Here is a 15,489-nt window from a genome sequence, read left to right on the forward strand (position 1 = left end):
CACCCGCTTGTGTCCACGACGGCAATTTAATTGCTCCCCTCACTTTCGGCGCCCGGATCGATCTCTCGAACGCTGACCCTCTGGATGAATGATGGAAGTGATCAGTGTGATTCAACTGGTTTTGGCGTTATTGGCGGCGATGGTAGTCTTGACCGCCCTTGCCAACCGACTTTCGGTGCCGGCGCCGCTGGTTTTAGTTTGCGCCGGAGTGGTCCTCGGGTTTATTCCTTGGTTCCCGCGGATTGAATTAAATCCCGATCTGGTTCTCTTTGTCTTCTTACCCCCACTGATTTATGCCGGGGCCTTTTATAGCTCTTGGCAGGCGGTCCGAAAGAACTTAAGACCGATTATTCTCCTCTCGTTCGGGCTGGTTCTCTTTACGATGGGGGTGATCTCTTTCCTGGCGCATTATTTTATCCCGGGGATGAGCTGGCCGGTGGCCCTGGTGCTCGGGGCGATCGTCGCCCCAACCGACGATGTGGCGGCGGCAACGATCGCCCGGCGCCTCTCATTGCCCCACCGAATTGTAAGCGTCCTGGAAGGGGAGGGGCTCTTTAATGATGCCGCATCTTTAACGGCGTTTCGGTTCGCCGCGGCGTCGGTTGTCTCTGGATCGTTTTCATTCGGCGGCGCATTATCGACGCTTTTCATGGTCATCGTCGGCGAGGTGGGCTATGGGCTGCTCCTCGGTTGGATCGTCGTCCATCTTCGACAGAGACTGAAAGACCCCACCCTGGAGATTACCAGTTCCTTCCTTACCCCTTTTTTAGCCTACCTTCCGCCGGAGCTTTTGGGCGGATCGGGGGTGTTGGCCACTGCGGTCACCGGTCTTTATATCGGAAGTCGGAACTCGGAGACATTCAGCTGGAGCGTCCGATTAACTGGGATCCCGATCTGGCAGATGATGGTCTTTATTTTTAATAATCTTCTCTTTCTAATGACCGGCCTTCAGCTCCGGTCGGTGTTAAGACAGACCGCTGATTTTCCTCCTTCCACCCTTCTTTATTATGGCGTCTTAATTAGCGCCGGGGTGATTCTCTCCCGGATCGTCTGGGTTTTTCCCGCCTCTTTTTTACCCCGCGCGCTCAGCGCGCGCCTCAGAAAACGTGACCCGATGCCCCCGCTACGGCAGGTCTTCCTCGTCGCTTGGACCGGAATGCGCGGGTCGATCTCTCTGGCGGCCGCTTTTGGAATCCCCGTGGTCACGGAACTTGGAACCGCTTTTCCTCAACGCAACCTGATTATCTTTCTTACCTTTTGCGTGATCATGAGTACGCTGGTTCTTCAGGGAATCACGCTCCCGCCGCTGATTGGTTGGCTCGGCCTTGATCGGGATGGGGCAAGGGAGAAGCGGGGAGAGCACTATCAAGAAGCGCGCGCCCGGATGGAGGCGGCGAAAGCCGCCCTCGTCGAGATCGATACTTGGGAGGAAGAGGAGAAGTGCTCGGCCGAGACGGCGGAACATCTACGGGAACATTATGGAAAGCAACTTAAAAAGCTCAACCATCATCGAGACGAAGAGAGCGATGAGGCGTTTGGGCATCTGTCGCGAAGAGATACGGAGCTGCAGCTGAAGGTCTTGGCCAGAGAGCGATCCAAGGTAGTCGAACTTCGCAACGACGGGGTGATTACCGACGGCGTGCTTCGCCTCATTGAACTTGATTTGGATCTGCAGGAGATGCGATTAAGGCAGAATGCGCATCTGGATTAAGGCCGGGAGGGGGCGCTGATCCTAGACGCGGCGGAATGATATGATCGATCCATTGATGAATCGTCGGTATTAAGAGGCTTTTTCCCAAACCGAGATCTTGTCTGGAGGGATATCTGTCACGATAATATTGATTAAGCAGAAATCGCCTCCATTCGGATCCAAGCGATAGGAGAAATGTCGGTTTACGACTTTGAATACTTTCCGCGTGTTGTCAAAAGAGTAGCTGACACTGTCGCCGATATTCGGGACCGGAATAAACTCTCCATTTTTAAAGATCAGTTCGGGGTCTTGACTCGTTTCATGGGGAGTTGAGTCGTTTTCCGGTTTATACTGGAAGATGATTTTATAAGTCATCAGCGACGTCCTCTTTATAAAATAAAAGCGGCAATCAGGATAAATCGGACGGGCTGTTCAGAGGTCCTTTGGCGTTGCCTCGCCCCACTTCTTGCAGCGTCGTTTCCGACGGTTCGGTGGAGAGGGTGGGGAGCACCCGGAGGGGGTGGCCCTTGCGAGCCGTCGGCGTGGTTGCCAGATCCAGATGGGTTTTCGCCGTTGGATCGTTCTCGACCCGGCGGCTGATCCGATACAGCTTCAACGACAGACGCGCCATCCCGAAGAGGGCCGCGCTCACCTCCCGCAAGCGACGCCAGGCGAAGGTCGCCGCCCCTTCACGCGGAAAAGAGGGCCGCCGCTCGGAGGGATGTTTTCTCCGGAAGACGCCGGCTTGAAGCGGGTGAACCCGCTCGACGAACATCGATCCACAAAACCAGATCATCTGCCCCAGCAGCTTTCCGACGCTGTGTCCTTCTGCTTTTCTCCGGCGAAAGATCGTCTCAATGTGCTCATCCGTGTAGAAGGATCTCCACGCGCTGTTATACGCCCGCATCCACTCTTGTTCGGACATCTTCGGATGGTGCGTGCAGGGGTGTTCGGTATCATACTTGTTTAGGTCGGGATCGAGCCAGCTCCCTTCTTTGACCATAATCTGATGGTCCTCCGATCCGGGGAGGGGGGTGAGAACGAAGAACTCGACCAGGTCGAGCGGCAGCTCGTTCTTGAGGACCTCGACGTCGCGCATGACCGATTCGTAGGTGTCGTTCGGAAAACCGATGATGTAGCCGGCGAAGGTCACCGCATTGGCCTTTCGCCAGGCCTGAAGCATCTCGCGGTATTCTTCGACATGATTCTGTTTCTTGCCGGTCTCTTTCAAGGTTTCCGGATTGACATTCTCCAATCCGATAAAAACCTTTCGGCAGCCGGCTTTCGCCGCCTTTTCGATGAAGCGCGGAAGCCGATGGCTGGCAGTATCGACCTGGATGGTGAGGGAGATCTTGATCTTATCCCGCTGGCGCAGGAGGATGATTCGGTCAAAGATCGACTCCCAGTTTCGATTCCTTGCAAAATCGTCGTCGGTAATAAAATAGCAGCTCAGGCCGCGGCGATGGTTCTCGCGAATAATCGCCTCGATGTCGTCGGCGGTCCGCCAGCGTGATTTTCTCCCTTGAACATTGATGATCGTGCAGAAGCTGCATTCAAACGGACATCCTCTCCCGGCGTCAAACGTGGTCATTTGGCCGACAATGCGCGAGACCACGTGGTGCGGCAGAATCGGCATCGGCTGACCTTGAAGCGACGGCAGATCGTTCATGAAGTTATAGAGCGGTTTTAATCGATCATAGAGGGCATCTTCCAGGACCTCTCCCCATTTTTCTTCCACCTCGCCGGCGACGAGCGTGATTCCGTCCGCCATCGCCGCGGTGAGCTCCTCGGGAAGGGTCTCCAGCATGGAGAGACAGCCGCTGACATGGAACCCGCCGATCAGGGTTTGGACCCCCGCGGCGCGGAACGGTTTTGCCAGGTCCAAGGTCCGTGGATATTGATTCGATTGAACCCCGGCAAAGCAGACGATCCCCTTTGCTCCCGGCTCGGTCAGCTGCCGAATAATTTGGTTGACCGGAATTCTCTGGTTAATCTCGTCGTAGACATCGATGGTGAGATGGATCCCCGGTCCCAGGCGCCCCGAGAGCTGAACCGCCTCGGTGATGGTGTAGAGGCAAGCCAATGTATTGCTTGGAATGCACGAGCGCATCCATCGAATGACGTATCCTTCTTCATCATAATGAGAGGGCTTGATCAGGACGACGCGGAACAGTTGAGAGGGGATAGACTCTTTTTTAGAGGCGAGCGTATTGGTCATTTTCATATCTGCTGTTTTGTCTCCCATACCACTTTGGTGATCCGGCATATCGTCCTCTCCCGAAGATGAGGTTTATTAAAGAATGCATCCGAAACAATTCCGAGGACCTTCTTGGGAGATGAAACGAATCCGAAATCGAAAGGGGTTGCTCCTAGGAAGCCTCTTCCATTTTTAGAAGTCTCTCCAACTTTCCTTTAATGAATACCTCGGCCGATTTATCCTTGGAGTCAAGATAGTCATCGATATAGACTCTGCGTATTTCCTTATAGCCGTGCCCCTTTCGAGCCACTTTATAGGAAGCACCGCTGAACCAATCCGATGCAAAGTGAAGTTCATGTTGATTTCCGCCGATTTCTTGATAAAAATCTAAAATGATCTGTTTTGCAGCTTCTTGATCCACACGCTCCTCTTATTTCGGATGGAAGATGAATCGATCCGGCCATTTTATCTGATGGAGCCTCGGGTCTCCTTCGCAGCCCTTTTGTCGGCTTTTTTTTCTTTCATGCTCTTGGCCGGTTTCTTTTTGGTCTGTTTCTTTGCATCTTTTCCTTTACTCATCGTTTTGCTCCTGTTCTGATAAGGATCATTGGCGACTTACATCCGAACTTCTTCGGAAACCCTCAGCTCACTCTGATCGAGGATATCATCGAGACAGGTAAAGCAGGTGAAGGGGAAATCATTCTCCAAGATGGCGCAGCTTTCCGATTCGAGAGAATTGGTTTCAAGGGCCGGTCCGCTACAGACTTTATGAGAGATGATAATCATATTCAGATCCTCTTAAATGGGTGGACGGTCTGGAACAATCAAGAGGATGCGGATATCTCGATTTTTGTTGTTTCGGTCTGTTTAGAGTCTACTCGCAATGGGGAAGAAGAGCAATCGTTAAATCGAGGAGTGAACACCGTTGCAGAGAGGGAAAATGCCTTGACTCTTTCTCATCCGTATCGTCGATTGTTTCTCATCATCCTGTTTACGTGGGATTGCCCTTATCTTTAGAGTGGATCAGGTGGTAGGGAATAACGCTTCCCGTCATCATCTAAGTTTTACATGTAATGTGATCGATTCCGATGAGCAATAAAGGCGGGGAGATGATGAAGGGGTCTTTTTCGTCGATGCAGATTTCCTTCTCCTGTACGCGACGCTCACGCAGCGCCTCGCAGAGAAGCGCCCGGTTCTGAACCGCTCTCTATTTTCTTAACCGATCGGATGGGAAGTCGGACCGTTAACGTTGTCCCTCTCCCCTCGCCGGGACTTTCCGCCAAGACCGATCCACCATGCAGCTCTACCAGGTGTTTTACGATCGCAAGGCCGAGCCCGAGTCCTCCGTAGGACCGGGTGTTCCCCCCGTCCGCTTGACGAAAACGATCAAAAACATACGGAAGAAAATCGGCAGGGATGCCGATTCCAGAATCTCTGACGCGAATCTGAACAGAGGAGTCGACACGTTCTAAGAAGATCTCGACCTGCCCTCGACCTGGGGTAAATTTAATCGCATTGGAGAGAAGGTTCCAGATGACTTGTTGCAGCCGATCCGGGTCGACCATCACCGGCCCAATGGAGAGATCGATGTCCAATTTAATCTCAATTTCTTTCGCCTCGGCCGCCTGTTGAACCGTCTCGATGGCCGCTTCGATAATCGGCACCAAATTGAGCGGACGGGCCTTCAGGCAGAGCTTCCCTGTAATAATGCGAGAGAGATCTAAAAGATCATCGATGAGATGTTCCTGGGCTTTTGCATTCCGCTCCATCGTCTCCAGCGCGGTTTCTTCTGTCTCCGGATCGACTTCTCCCGTTCGAAGGAGATTCGCCCAACCACAGATGGCGTTCAGCGGAGTGCGCAATTCGTGGGAGACCGTCGCTAAGAATTCATCTTTTAACCGATTCGCCTCCTGTGCTTCTAATCTTGCCTTTTGCTCACCGGAAAGGAGCTGCTCTCGCGCTTGCTCGGCCTGCTTTTGACGGGTAATGTCGAGAATGGCCATTCGGAGGAGAGGATATCCACCCATAGAAGTCCCGATGCTCTCTTCTATTTGCGCGTCAAAAGAGCTCCCTCCCAATGAATTTAATTTGAGTTCATAGCTTTCCCGAACGCCACCTTTTGAAATCCCGCTCAGACGCTCCCTGAACCGGGCGCGATCTGCCTGCGCGACATAAACGATAAAGGGTTTTCCGATGAGATGTCTTCGTTCAACTGCAAGCAGTTCTGCCCCTTTTAGGTTCACCTCCAGGACGAGCCCATTCTCATCGAGAGTAAAGTAACCGATCGGCGCAAAATCATAAAGATCGGTATAGCGGTTCAGTAACTCTTCCAGTTGAGACTGACTGGATCGTAGATCCTCGTTCTGCATTTCTAGTTCGATTTGATGAACCTGTAGTTCATGAAAGAGATGTTCTGTTTCTTGAGGAGAGAGGATATTTAGAAGGTCACTGGTTTTCTTTAGTTTTTCTATCGCCCTGCTTCGAAGACTCGGTTTGCTTTCCATGAGAGAACCTAGGATATGAAGGACATGGATCGGAAGTTCGCTTCGAACTTAGGTCATTGAGGAGAAGAGAGGGTCCTTCTTCAAGAACATCTCTGCATCTTACAAGAAACGCATCGCCAATTACAAGGGGGAATGACGTAATCGGATTGGTCGGTTTCGATCTAGGTTCTGCGCCGTGTTCTCTCCAGAATGCAGAGACCCTTTGTCTGATACCGATGGTGTCTGCGGCTGCAGGAAGACGCCCACTACCGGGATCGGGTGGGCGTCTTCCTTTGCATGTCCGGAGGCATGAAGCACCATTCGGTCATCGCTTTATTCAAAGGCTTACCGCTCAGCGCTACCGTTTTGCGCAATGGCGCGGCCCAGCGCATAGATGGCGCTTCCAACCGCCAGCCACGTGCCGACCATGATCAAGAGATCGAGCGGCTGATGTTTCAAGTCTGCCCGGTGCTGTCCGAGTCGTGAGCGAAGGCCGTGGTGTTTGATCTCACTTTGTAGCCCGGCTTCTGTAATCGGGTTGTCGGGGCGGCCGGTCAGCAGGCCGGTCACGCGGCTCTCGAGCACATCGACCCGATCGGCACCCATTAGAAGAAGCCAGTGTGCCGCGCGTCCTTCACTGAATTTATAAGCATATCTGCGAATCATTCCGGAGATCCCTTTGGGCGGACACACCGTGCCGAAGACCGGCGTGAGAAACTTGTGCTCGGGAGATCTCTCCCGCGGCCAGCGCTCGGCCTGACGCTCCGGAAAGGTCCAGTGGGCTCCGGTATTTGGATTGAACTTCTCTTTCGGAACCGCTGGCCGATCCTTCGGATCGAGATCGACGCCCCAGCCGGGAATCCGGTTGCGAAGCTCATTGGAGTCATATGCTATTTTGGATTTCTGTGCCGTGTATGCCATTGCCGACTCCTTGTTATGCTGCTTGTGGTTGAACCAACGGTTTGATGCAGTTGTCGAGCTTGCTCGACATCATGTGATAGCCTTCGGCAATCTCCTCGAGCGGGATGCGATGCGTGACGATTTCGCTCGGTTTGAGCACACCGTTCTTGACATGTTCGAACAAGCGGGGCCAATGCCGCTTGACGCTACATTGGTTCGAACGAAGGGTCAGGCCTTTATTCATCACATCTCCAATTTTGACGGCGCTAAACAGCGGGCCATAGGCGCCGATGATCGACACCGTCCCCGCTTTTCGGACCGAATCGATCGCCCAGTTGAGCGCCACCGGCGAGCCCCCCTGGAGTTTCAGCTTCGTGGTCATCACCTCTTGAAAAAAGCTTCCATCCGCCTCGGCTCCAACGGCGTCGATACAGACATCGGCGCCGAGGAAATCGGTGATTTTCTTTACATGCATCACGAGGTCGTCATGCTCCGTAAAATTGATCGTCTCGGCTTGCGCGAAATCTCGCGCCTTTTCCAGGCGATAGTCGAGGTGGTCGATCACAATCACGCGACCCGCCCCCATGAGCCAAGAAGATCGGGCGGCGAAGAGCCCGACCGGCCCGGCGCCGAAGACCACCACGACATCGCCTTCTTTGATCTCCCCCAGTTCGGCGGCAAAATATCCGGTCGGACAGGCGTCCGTCAGTAAGACCGCATCCTCCTCATTCATCCATTCCGGTATCTTGCTCGGTCCGACATCGGCAAACGGTACGCGAACATACTCCGCCTGCCCGCCGTCATAGCCGCCGCAGGTATGCGAGTAGCCATAAATGCCGCCGATGGCGCTCGCGTTTGGATTGGTGTTATGGCAATTGCTGTAGAGCTCCCTCACGCAGAAGAAGCACGAGCCGCAGCAGATATTGAAGGGGACCAAAACGCGATCGCCGCGCTGCAAGTTCTGAACGGACGAGCCGATCTCTTCGACGACCCCGGTGAACTCATGCCCGAACGTCATTCCCACGCGCGTGTCGGGCATAAGTCCATGGTACAGATGAAGATCCGAGCCGCAGATCGCCGCGCACGTGACCCGGACGATTGCATCATTCGGATGCTCGATCGACGGAATATCTTTTTCCTCCATGCGAACCCGATAAGGGCCGCGATAAACCATTGCACGCATTGATCTCCTCCTTAAAACGGGATTAACGCCCAGCTGTTTTCATTTAATTGACAAGACCGGAATGTCATTAAGCATTTCTGAGTCGGCCGGTGCCTTCGGATAACGAAATAAAGGGCCTTCAGAGAGCAACTTCATTGCAGCAATAGAATCCTCTGATGGATCGAGTTTATCAGCCTCTCTCGCGACCGATCAATCGCTCTAATGGGCAGAGGAAAGAATAGCCCGATGGAGTAGCTTGCTTGAAGGTAAGGACGCTTACGCGATGCGGTCCTATCCGGTCCGAGGTGTAATAGAGCCGATGGACGGATCGATATTTTAAAAGAAATCGGAATGAAGGATCTCGGTCCTGTAGGGGTCTCGCTTTGGGAAGATGAAGAGGGATCCTATTCTTCCTGTTGCCTTAATATACCACCGGAGTTTATACCGATTTTTGAATCCTCTGCTATACTTTTGAGTTATATTTTCCTTGCGTACTCGATGCGAGGCCGTCTTTAAAAATTGATAAATCGAGACGTCTCATCGTAGTCCGGTGGAAAAAGAATAACGCCTGACTCGTATCAAAGTGATTTTACATAAAGGGGCGCAGTTGGCTTGGTCTGCCCGACGATCCGGGGCGCGGGGCGTTGGAGACGTGCCGTAATAGGAGCATTACAGACCCCACACAAAAATCGAGGTGCCCCATAAATTAGGAGATGGCAATGTTGACACTGAACATTAACAATAAAGATTTTCAAGTGGATGCGCCGGAGGACATGCCGCTGCTCTGGGTCCTTCGGGATGTGGTCGGTCTGACCGGCACGAAATTCGGCTGCGGGTCCGGCCTGTGCGGGGCGTGCACCGTCCATCTCAATGGGGTCGCGGCCCGTTCATGCCAAACCGCGGTGTCGAAGGCGGTCGGCAAAAAAATTCTCACGATTGAAGGGATGAGCGACAACGCGGTCGGCCAGCGGGTGCAGCGGGCATGGCTCGACATCGATGTCGTCCAGTGCGGCTACTGTCAACCCGGCCAGATCATGCAGGCCGCTTCCCTCCTGATGCAGACGAAGAACCCGTCGGATGAGCAGATCGACTCGGCCATGTCGGGCAATATCTGTCGCTGCGGGACCTACCCGCGCATCCGGGCCGCAATCAAACAGGCGGCCAAGGGGGTTTAGAGTGCTTTAGCGCACCGGTAAGAACAGATCGCAGACCAGGAATGACGATCTAAAATGGACGGGCGCTCGTTTTGCGCCGGCCCCCATATAAACACATATAACATATATAAATGGAGTGATGGTATGACAATGCCACCGAAAAAACCGACAGAGACACCGCTGCCGAAGATAGCCACCCTGTTGGAGTCTCAGGTGTCAAAGGAGGTGTCCAGGCGCACCTTCCTTCAGATGTTTGGTCTCAGCGCCGCCGGTCTGGTGCTCGCCGTGCATTTCGGAGAGCTGCCGGCGTGGGCCGAGGAGAAAGGCCCTCCCCCCGGCCTCCCGCTGACGCCGAATGCGTATCTCAAGGTCGGGCGCGACGGCAAGATCACCTTTATCGGTCCGCGGGCCGACATGGGACAGGGAATCCATACTTCGACCGCTCAGTTGGTTGCTGAAGAGCTCGATGTCGATCCGGCGGACTTCAAGATAGAACATGCGCCGCCAAACGATCCCGTTTACGGCATTCCTTCCGGCGTCCAGTTGACCGGTGCATCTTCCTCCATCGCCGGCCTCTGGCTCCCGATGCGTCAGGTCGGCGCCATCACCCGGTCGATGTTTGTCGCCGCGGCCGCGAAGGAATGGAATGTCAATCCTACGGCCCTCCGTACCGAGAAGGGGGTCGTTTATCACGATGCAAGCAAGCGCAAGATTTCTTATGGTGAGCTCGTCGACGCGGTCGCGAAGATAGATCCGCCGAAAGCCGACGTGCCGCCCCGATACTTCTTCCTCTTCGATGGAAATACCCCACCGACGGAAGTCCGGTCCGGGGTCAAATTAAAAGATCCAAAAGACTTTAAGGTCATCGGCAAGTCGATCCCTCGCATCGAGGCTCTGGAAAAGGTCCAGGGCGCGCCGATCTATGCGATCGATGTTCATCTCCCCAATATGCTGGTAGGGACGGTCAAAGCTTCCCCGGTTTTCGGGGGTAAGCTCAAGTCGGTCAACGACGCGAAGGCCTTGGGGATCAAGGGCGTACAGAAGGTGGTGAAGCTGGAGAACGCAGTGGCGGTGGTCGGCGATCATTTTTGGGCGGCTAAAAAAGGTCTCGAAGCCCTAGAGATCAGCTGGGATGAAGGAGCGCATGCGAAGGTGAGCAATGCCGATGTCGTCCATGATTTGATTAAGGCGGCGGAGTCGGAAGGGCTGGTGATCCGCAATGAGGGGGATGCAGCCAAGGGATTCAAAGAGGCGACCAAACGGGTCGATGCTACCTACGAACTTCCTTTCCTCGCCCATGCCACCATGGAGCCGATGAATTGTACCGTTCACATCCGGCCCGACAGCTGCGAGGTCTGGGTCGGCACCCAGACCCCTTCCATCACCCAGGCCGTGGTGGCCCAGGTGGCAGGACTGAAGCCGGAAAAGGTGACGATTCACAACCATTGGCTTGGCGGCGGCTTCGGCCGACGGCTTGAGATGGACTTTATCGTCCAGACGGTCCTGATCGCCAAAAATTTCGATCGCCCGGTGAAAATTGTCTGGACACGTGAGGAGGATATCCAGCATGACCTCTACCGTCCCTATTATTATGACAAAGTCTCAGGCGGCGTTGACAAAAGTGGAAACATCGTTGCCTGGACCCACCGCTTGGTCGGTTCTAGCGTCGTCGGCCGCTATGCTCCGGTGTTGATCGGGCCTGACAAGATCGATCCGGACGCGATGGATGGGGTGCGGCAGTACCCCTATGATCTTCAGAACGTGAAGGTCGATTATGTCGCGAAAGAGCCGCCCGGTGTTCCAACCGGATTTTGGCGCGGCGTCAGTGTGGGGCATAATACCTTCGTCATGGAGAGTTTTATCGACGAACTGGCGCACGCAGCAGGAAAAGATCCGGTCGCCTTCCGGAAGCAGCATCTCTCGAAGGACAAGCGCGCTCAGGCGGTGCTCGAAAGGATCGCCAAAGAGGCGGGTTGGGGAAGATCCATGCCGGCAGGAAAAGGCCGCGGTATCGCGGTGAGCCGTGTGTGGGGGAGCTACCTCGGAATGGTTGCCGAAGTCTCCGTTTCCAAGGCGGGTGATGTCCGGGTCGAGCGCGTTCTCTGCGCGGTCGACTGTGGTACCGCGATCAATCCCGGCCACGTTAAGGGCCAGATCGAGAGCGGCATCATCTTCGGTCTCGCGCCGGTCCTCCTCGACGCCATCACCATCAAGAACGGCCGTGTCGAGCAATCCAACTTTAACGACTATCGGCTGATCCGTATGTCGGATGCGCCGAAAATCGAGGTTTTCGTGATGGACAGCAAGGAGGCGCCGAGCGGCATCGGTGAGACTGGAACCGCAATGGTGGTGCCGGCGGTTGTAAACGCAATCTTCGCCGCCACCGGCAAGCGGGTTCGCAAAATACCGGTCAAGGCCGAGGAGCTGAGAACGACGGTCTAAAGTTGTTAACGCGCCCCGCCCTTGTAAGGAGGGGTGCTTTAACTCCACAAACGGGGATGAAATGGTTGCTGCCGTTATTTTGGCCGCCGGGCTCTCCCGCCGGCTGGGTCAACCGAAACAGCTTCTTCCATTCGAAGGAAGAAGCCTCATCCGACGCACCACGGAGCAGGTGATTGCGGCGGGGGAGAGTCAATGGGAAGAAGTGGTCGTCGTCCTGGGCCATGAGGCTGCAAAGGTTCAACAGGAGCTGAAGGGGTTGGCCATCCGAACGGTTTTCAACCCTCGGTTCGCGATGGGAATGAGTGCCTCCCTAATTGCGGGACTGCAAGCGGTCATCCCACAAGCCGAAGGGGCGATGATTTTCCTCGGTGATCAGCCGATCGTCTCGACCGAGATCATCCAATCGATGCTGACTCGTTACAGAAAAAGTCACAAATCGATCATCGTCCCCGCCTATGGCGGAGTGAGGGGGAACCCGGTTCTTTTCTCCCGATCCGTTTTCTCGGAATTGATGGACCTGGAGGGAGATCGGGGAGGACGTGAGGTGGTGATGCGGGATCCCAAGAGGGTAGAAACTGTGGCGTTTCCTTCCGATTTCGCGCCACAGGATGTCGACACGTGGGAAGATTATGAAACCCTTACAAGCGCGTTTAATCGGGCGAGAGGATAAGAGATGATCGAGTCGCTTGAGCTGTTCGAGAAAGCCAGGGCCGCCGGGGGGCGTGCGGTGATGGCAACGCTGATCAACACCAAAGGTCCCACCCCGCGTAAATCAGGGGCGAGAATGTTCGTCGGTGAAGAGGGGCGGATCCTCGGATCGGTGACGATCGGGGGTTGTGTCGATGCCCGCGTTATTGAAGAAGCCGAGGCGATCATCCTTAACCGCGCCTCGAAACGACTGAAGGTGGCGTTGGGGGATGAAGAGGCCGGGGAACTCGGTCTTACCTGTGGCGGAAATGTCGACGTTCTGATCGATTTTATCGATTTCTCCGATCTGGCCGACCCGGTGGTCCGATTGCATGAACTCGCCCATCGAGAGATGCAGGCCGGGCGACGAACGGCGCTGGTGACATGGGTGAGCGCTGAGAGCGACGGCTCCGCTTCATCCCGAAAGCGAATGTTGATCGACGACGATGGAAGGGTGCATGGCAGTCTTGGCAATCGAATGGGTGTCCCGGGTAAACAGATCGTTGAAGACGCCCGCGGTATGATGCAGTCCGGAAGGTCTCGGATGCTCTCCTATGAGGTTGAAGGGAAGACGATTGAACTCTTCATCGAAGTTTTCGGTCCCCCGTTTCCGCTGATTATCTTTGGTGGCAGCCATGCGGCGATCCCATTGGTGTCAATGGCGAGGGTCCTGGGATTGCGGACCGTGGTGGTCGATGGCCGGCCCCGCTTTGCGAATCGGGAGCGCTTTCCGGAAGCCGACGAGGTGATTGTGGGAATCCCCTCTGAAGTCGCTGAAGGCCTTACGCTCGACGCCACGACTTCAATCGTGCTGCTGACCCATGACTACAAATACGAAGTGCCGGTGCTGAAGCGGGCGCTGTCGACCGAGTGCGGCTATATCGGCCTCCTCGGCAGCCGAAGGCGGGGAAAAGCGATCCTCGATCTGCTGCACGAGCTGGGGGTGGAAGAGCGCCAACTTCAGCGGGTCCGTGTGCCGGTCGGTCTGAATATCGGCGCGCAAACGGCTCCGGAAATTGCTCTGAGCATCCTGGCGGAGATCCTCGCCGTCCGAAACGGCCGATTCGGCGGCTCTCTGAGCGAGGCCGATCGACTCCCCACAGGAACCGTGAAATCAAGCGTCATCTGTTGAAGAGGAAGAAGCATTGATGCTGTACGGAGGCCGCATCCAAGAGCATGCCCGTCAGCCGAGGAATGTCGGTTCCTTGGAGAATCCGGATATCCGGCATGAAGAGGTCAATCCTCTCTGCGGCGATCGGATTCGGATTGAAGCTAAACTCGATGATCATCACAGGATCGCCGAGATCCGGTTTCGCGGCGATGCCTGTATGATCTGCCAAGCCGCCGGTTCGATCCTCACCGAGATGGTCAACGGCTGGCCGATCGAAACCATTGAGGCGCTGAAGCCGGCCGACCTCTTAAATGCGCTCGAAGCGCCCATTCGACCGGCCCGCGTCAAATGTGCGCTGCTCCCTTTGGAAATCCTGCAATCCGGTGTCGCCTCTTATCGGCACCTTCACCCGGTCTCCTAAGATGTCCGACCCAAAAATGAAATTCGATCCCGAGGCGGTCCGAAAAGATTTCCCGATTCTCGGCCGGACGATTCAGGGGAAGCCGCTCATCTACCTCGACAACGCTGCGACATCGCAGAAGCCGTATCAGGTCATCGACCAGATCACATCTTACTATGAACGTTCCAACGCCAATGTCCACCGGAGCATCCACACGCTGGGTGAAGAAGCGACGGCGCTCTATGAAGCGGCGCGAGACGCCGTTTGTCGTTTTACCCATGCGCCGCGCCGAGAAGGGGTCATTTTTACAAGAGGGACGACCGAAGCGATCAACCTCGTCGCCTCCAGTTGGGGACGCGCCCACCTGAGAGAAGGCGATGAGATCCTTCTCTCAGTACTCGAGCATCACAGCAACCTGATCCCATGGCAGCTTTTGGCCGAAGAGAAGGGGGCAAGGTTGGTTTTCCTCGATATCGACGAGGAGGGAAGGCCACAGCTGGACCAACTGGATTGTCTCTTGACCGACCGGACACGTCTGGTGGCTGTCACGGGCGCATCCAATGTGACCGGCACGATCACTCCGATCCGCCAGATCGTCGAACAGGCGCATGCGGTCGGAGCGGTGGTCGTCGTGGACGGTGCCCAGAGGGTTCCGCATCTCGCCGTCGATGTGGAGGCGCTGGGATGCGATTTCTTTGCCTTCTCGGGACACAAAATGCTCGGCCCCACCGGAATCGGCGTGCTCTATGGAAAGCCGGAGCTTTTGGAGCAGATGCCTCCTTTTATGGCAGGCGGAGAGATGGTTCGAGAGGTATCGGCGGACCGGGCCACTTGGAATGCACTTCCTTGGAAGTTCGAAGCGGGCACCCCGAACACGGCCGGGGCGATCGGCCTGGGTGCCGCCATCAAATATCTCGATCAACTGGGGATGGAAGCGGTTCGGGTGCACGGGCAGGAATTGGTCCGCGAGGCATGGACCGCATTGTCGGAATTGGAAGGGGTGACGATTTACGGAAAGCAGTCAGAAGAGCGGGTCCCGCTGATTTCCTTTAACTGTCGCGGCATCCATCCGCACGATCTCGCCGCCGCGCTCGACGAAGACGGCATCGCCGTCCGTGCCGGTCGGCACTGTACCGACCCTTTGATGAAACGCCTCGGCGTTGCAGGAACGGCCCGAGCCAGTTTCTACCTCTATAATACCGGAGACGAAGTGCGCGCCTTTGTGCAGTCGGTTCATCGTGCGATCGATCTCTTATCATAAGG

Annotated in this window: 14 protein-coding genes; 7 read left to right on the forward strand and 7 right to left on the reverse strand. The window is 55.3% G+C overall.

Annotated elements, in window-relative coordinates; genetic code table 11:
• Positions 1 to 88 precede the first annotated feature (88 nt).
• Positions 89 to 1,711 (forward strand): Na+/H+ antiporter, encoded by a 1,623-nt coding sequence (locus tag HY282_04825; protein MBI3803067.1) that lies wholly within the window; start codon positions 89 to 91, stop codon positions 1,709 to 1,711.
• Positions 1,712 to 1,780: 69 nt separating this feature from the next.
• Here the strand turns inward: HY282_04825 and HY282_04830 are convergent, their stop codons facing one another.
• The 7 genes from HY282_04830 to HY282_04860 all read right to left on the reverse strand — a co-directional run bounded on the left by HY282_04830 (position 1,781) and on the right by HY282_04860 (position 8,453).
• Complete coding sequence (locus HY282_04830) at positions 1,781 to 2,065, reverse strand: hypothetical protein (protein ID MBI3803068.1); 285 nt, start codon at positions 2,063 to 2,065, stop codon at positions 1,781 to 1,783.
• Positions 2,066 to 2,099: 34 nt separating this feature from the next.
• Positions 2,100 to 3,956: a radical SAM protein gene (locus tag HY282_04835; protein ID MBI3803069.1), complete on the reverse strand. Its 1,857-nt coding sequence runs from the start codon at positions 3,954 to 3,956 to the stop codon at positions 2,100 to 2,102.
• Between the two features lie 103 nt (positions 3,957 to 4,059).
• A complete protein-coding gene (locus tag HY282_04840; GenBank protein MBI3803070.1) occupies positions 4,060 to 4,308 on the reverse strand; it encodes a hypothetical protein in 249 nt (82 codons plus the stop codon).
• A gap of 194 nt (positions 4,309 to 4,502) precedes the next feature.
• Positions 4,503 to 4,673 (reverse strand): hypothetical protein, encoded by a 171-nt coding sequence (locus HY282_04845; GenBank protein MBI3803071.1) that lies wholly within the window; start codon positions 4,671 to 4,673, stop codon positions 4,503 to 4,505.
• A gap of 377 nt (positions 4,674 to 5,050) precedes the next feature.
• Positions 5,051 to 6,391, reverse strand: coding sequence for a PAS domain S-box protein (locus HY282_04850; protein MBI3803072.1), 1,341 nt, complete (start codon positions 6,389 to 6,391; stop codon positions 5,051 to 5,053).
• A 324-nt stretch (positions 6,392 to 6,715) separates the two neighbouring features.
• Positions 6,716 to 7,291, reverse strand: a complete 576-nt coding sequence (locus tag HY282_04855; GenBank protein ID MBI3803073.1) for a hypothetical protein — start codon at positions 7,289 to 7,291, stop codon at positions 6,716 to 6,718.
• A 13-nt stretch (positions 7,292 to 7,304) separates the two neighbouring features.
• On the reverse strand, positions 7,305 to 8,453 hold the full coding sequence (locus HY282_04860) for a glutathione-dependent formaldehyde dehydrogenase (protein MBI3803074.1): 1,149 nt from the start codon (positions 8,451 to 8,453) through the stop codon (positions 7,305 to 7,307).
• Between the two features lie 698 nt (positions 8,454 to 9,151).
• Here HY282_04860 and HY282_04865 point away from each other — a divergent pair.
• The 6 genes from HY282_04865 to sufS all read left to right on the forward strand — a co-directional run bounded on the left by HY282_04865 (position 9,152) and on the right by sufS (position 15,487).
• The gene (locus tag HY282_04865; protein ID MBI3803075.1) at positions 9,152 to 9,607 is read left to right on the forward strand and encodes a (2Fe-2S)-binding protein; all 456 of its coding nucleotides are present in this window, start codon (positions 9,152 to 9,154) and stop codon (positions 9,605 to 9,607) included.
• A 129-nt stretch (positions 9,608 to 9,736) separates the two neighbouring features.
• Positions 9,737 to 12,028 (forward strand): xanthine dehydrogenase family protein molybdopterin-binding subunit, encoded by a 2,292-nt coding sequence (locus HY282_04870; GenBank protein MBI3803076.1) that lies wholly within the window; start codon positions 9,737 to 9,739, stop codon positions 12,026 to 12,028.
• A gap of 61 nt (positions 12,029 to 12,089) precedes the next feature.
• A complete protein-coding gene (locus HY282_04875; GenBank protein MBI3803077.1) occupies positions 12,090 to 12,698 on the forward strand; it encodes a nucleotidyltransferase family protein in 609 nt (202 codons plus the stop codon).
• Positions 12,699 to 12,701: 3 nt separating this feature from the next.
• A complete protein-coding gene (locus HY282_04880; protein MBI3803078.1) occupies positions 12,702 to 13,847 on the forward strand; it encodes an XdhC family protein in 1,146 nt (381 codons plus the stop codon).
• A gap of 16 nt (positions 13,848 to 13,863) precedes the next feature.
• A complete protein-coding gene (locus HY282_04885) occupies positions 13,864 to 14,247 on the forward strand; it encodes an iron-sulfur cluster assembly scaffold protein (GenBank protein MBI3803079.1) in 384 nt (127 codons plus the stop codon).
• A gap of 16 nt (positions 14,248 to 14,263) precedes the next feature.
• Entirely contained in the window at positions 14,264 to 15,487 is a 1,224-nt protein-coding gene (sufS, locus tag HY282_04890; GenBank protein ID MBI3803080.1) for a SufS family cysteine desulfurase, read from the forward strand.
• The last annotated feature ends 2 nt before the right edge of the window (positions 15,488 to 15,489 follow it).

Source organism: Candidatus Manganitrophaceae bacterium, assembly GCA_016200325.1.
In the GTDB taxonomy this organism is placed as follows: Bacteria; Nitrospirota; Nitrospiria; order SBBL01; family Manganitrophaceae; genus Manganitrophus.

Bases quoted from the DNA above. Each gene is read 5' to 3' on its own strand.
- HY282_04850 (MBI3803072.1), bottom strand. From the start codon at position 6,391: ATGGAAAGCAAACCGAGTCTTCGAAGCAGGGCGATAGAAAAACTAAAG.
- HY282_04830 (MBI3803068.1), bottom strand. From the start codon at position 2,065: ATGACTTATAAAATCATCTTCCAGTATAAACCGGAAAACGACTCAACT.
- HY282_04860 (MBI3803074.1), bottom strand. From the start codon at position 8,453: ATGCGTGCAATGGTTTATCGCGGCCCTTATCGGGTTCGCATGGAGGAA.
- HY282_04875 (MBI3803077.1), top strand. From the start codon at position 12,090: ATGGTTGCTGCCGTTATTTTGGCCGCCGGGCTCTCCCGCCGGCTGGGT.
- HY282_04855 (MBI3803073.1), bottom strand. From the start codon at position 7,291: ATGGCATACACGGCACAGAAATCCAAAATAGCATATGACTCCAATGAG.
- sufS (MBI3803080.1), top strand. From the start codon at position 14,264: ATGAAATTCGATCCCGAGGCGGTCCGAAAAGATTTCCCGATTCTCGGC.
- HY282_04845 (MBI3803071.1), bottom strand. From the start codon at position 4,673: ATGATTATCATCTCTCATAAAGTCTGTAGCGGACCGGCCCTTGAAACC.
- HY282_04885 (MBI3803079.1), top strand. From the start codon at position 13,864: ATGCTGTACGGAGGCCGCATCCAAGAGCATGCCCGTCAGCCGAGGAAT.
- HY282_04825 (MBI3803067.1), top strand. From the start codon at position 89: ATGATGGAAGTGATCAGTGTGATTCAACTGGTTTTGGCGTTATTGGCG.
- HY282_04835 (MBI3803069.1), bottom strand. From the start codon at position 3,956: ATGCCGGATCACCAAAGTGGTATGGGAGACAAAACAGCAGATATGAAA.
- HY282_04870 (MBI3803076.1), top strand. From the start codon at position 9,737: ATGCCACCGAAAAAACCGACAGAGACACCGCTGCCGAAGATAGCCACC.
- HY282_04865 (MBI3803075.1), top strand. From the start codon at position 9,152: ATGTTGACACTGAACATTAACAATAAAGATTTTCAAGTGGATGCGCCG.
- HY282_04880 (MBI3803078.1), top strand. From the start codon at position 12,702: ATGATCGAGTCGCTTGAGCTGTTCGAGAAAGCCAGGGCCGCCGGGGGG.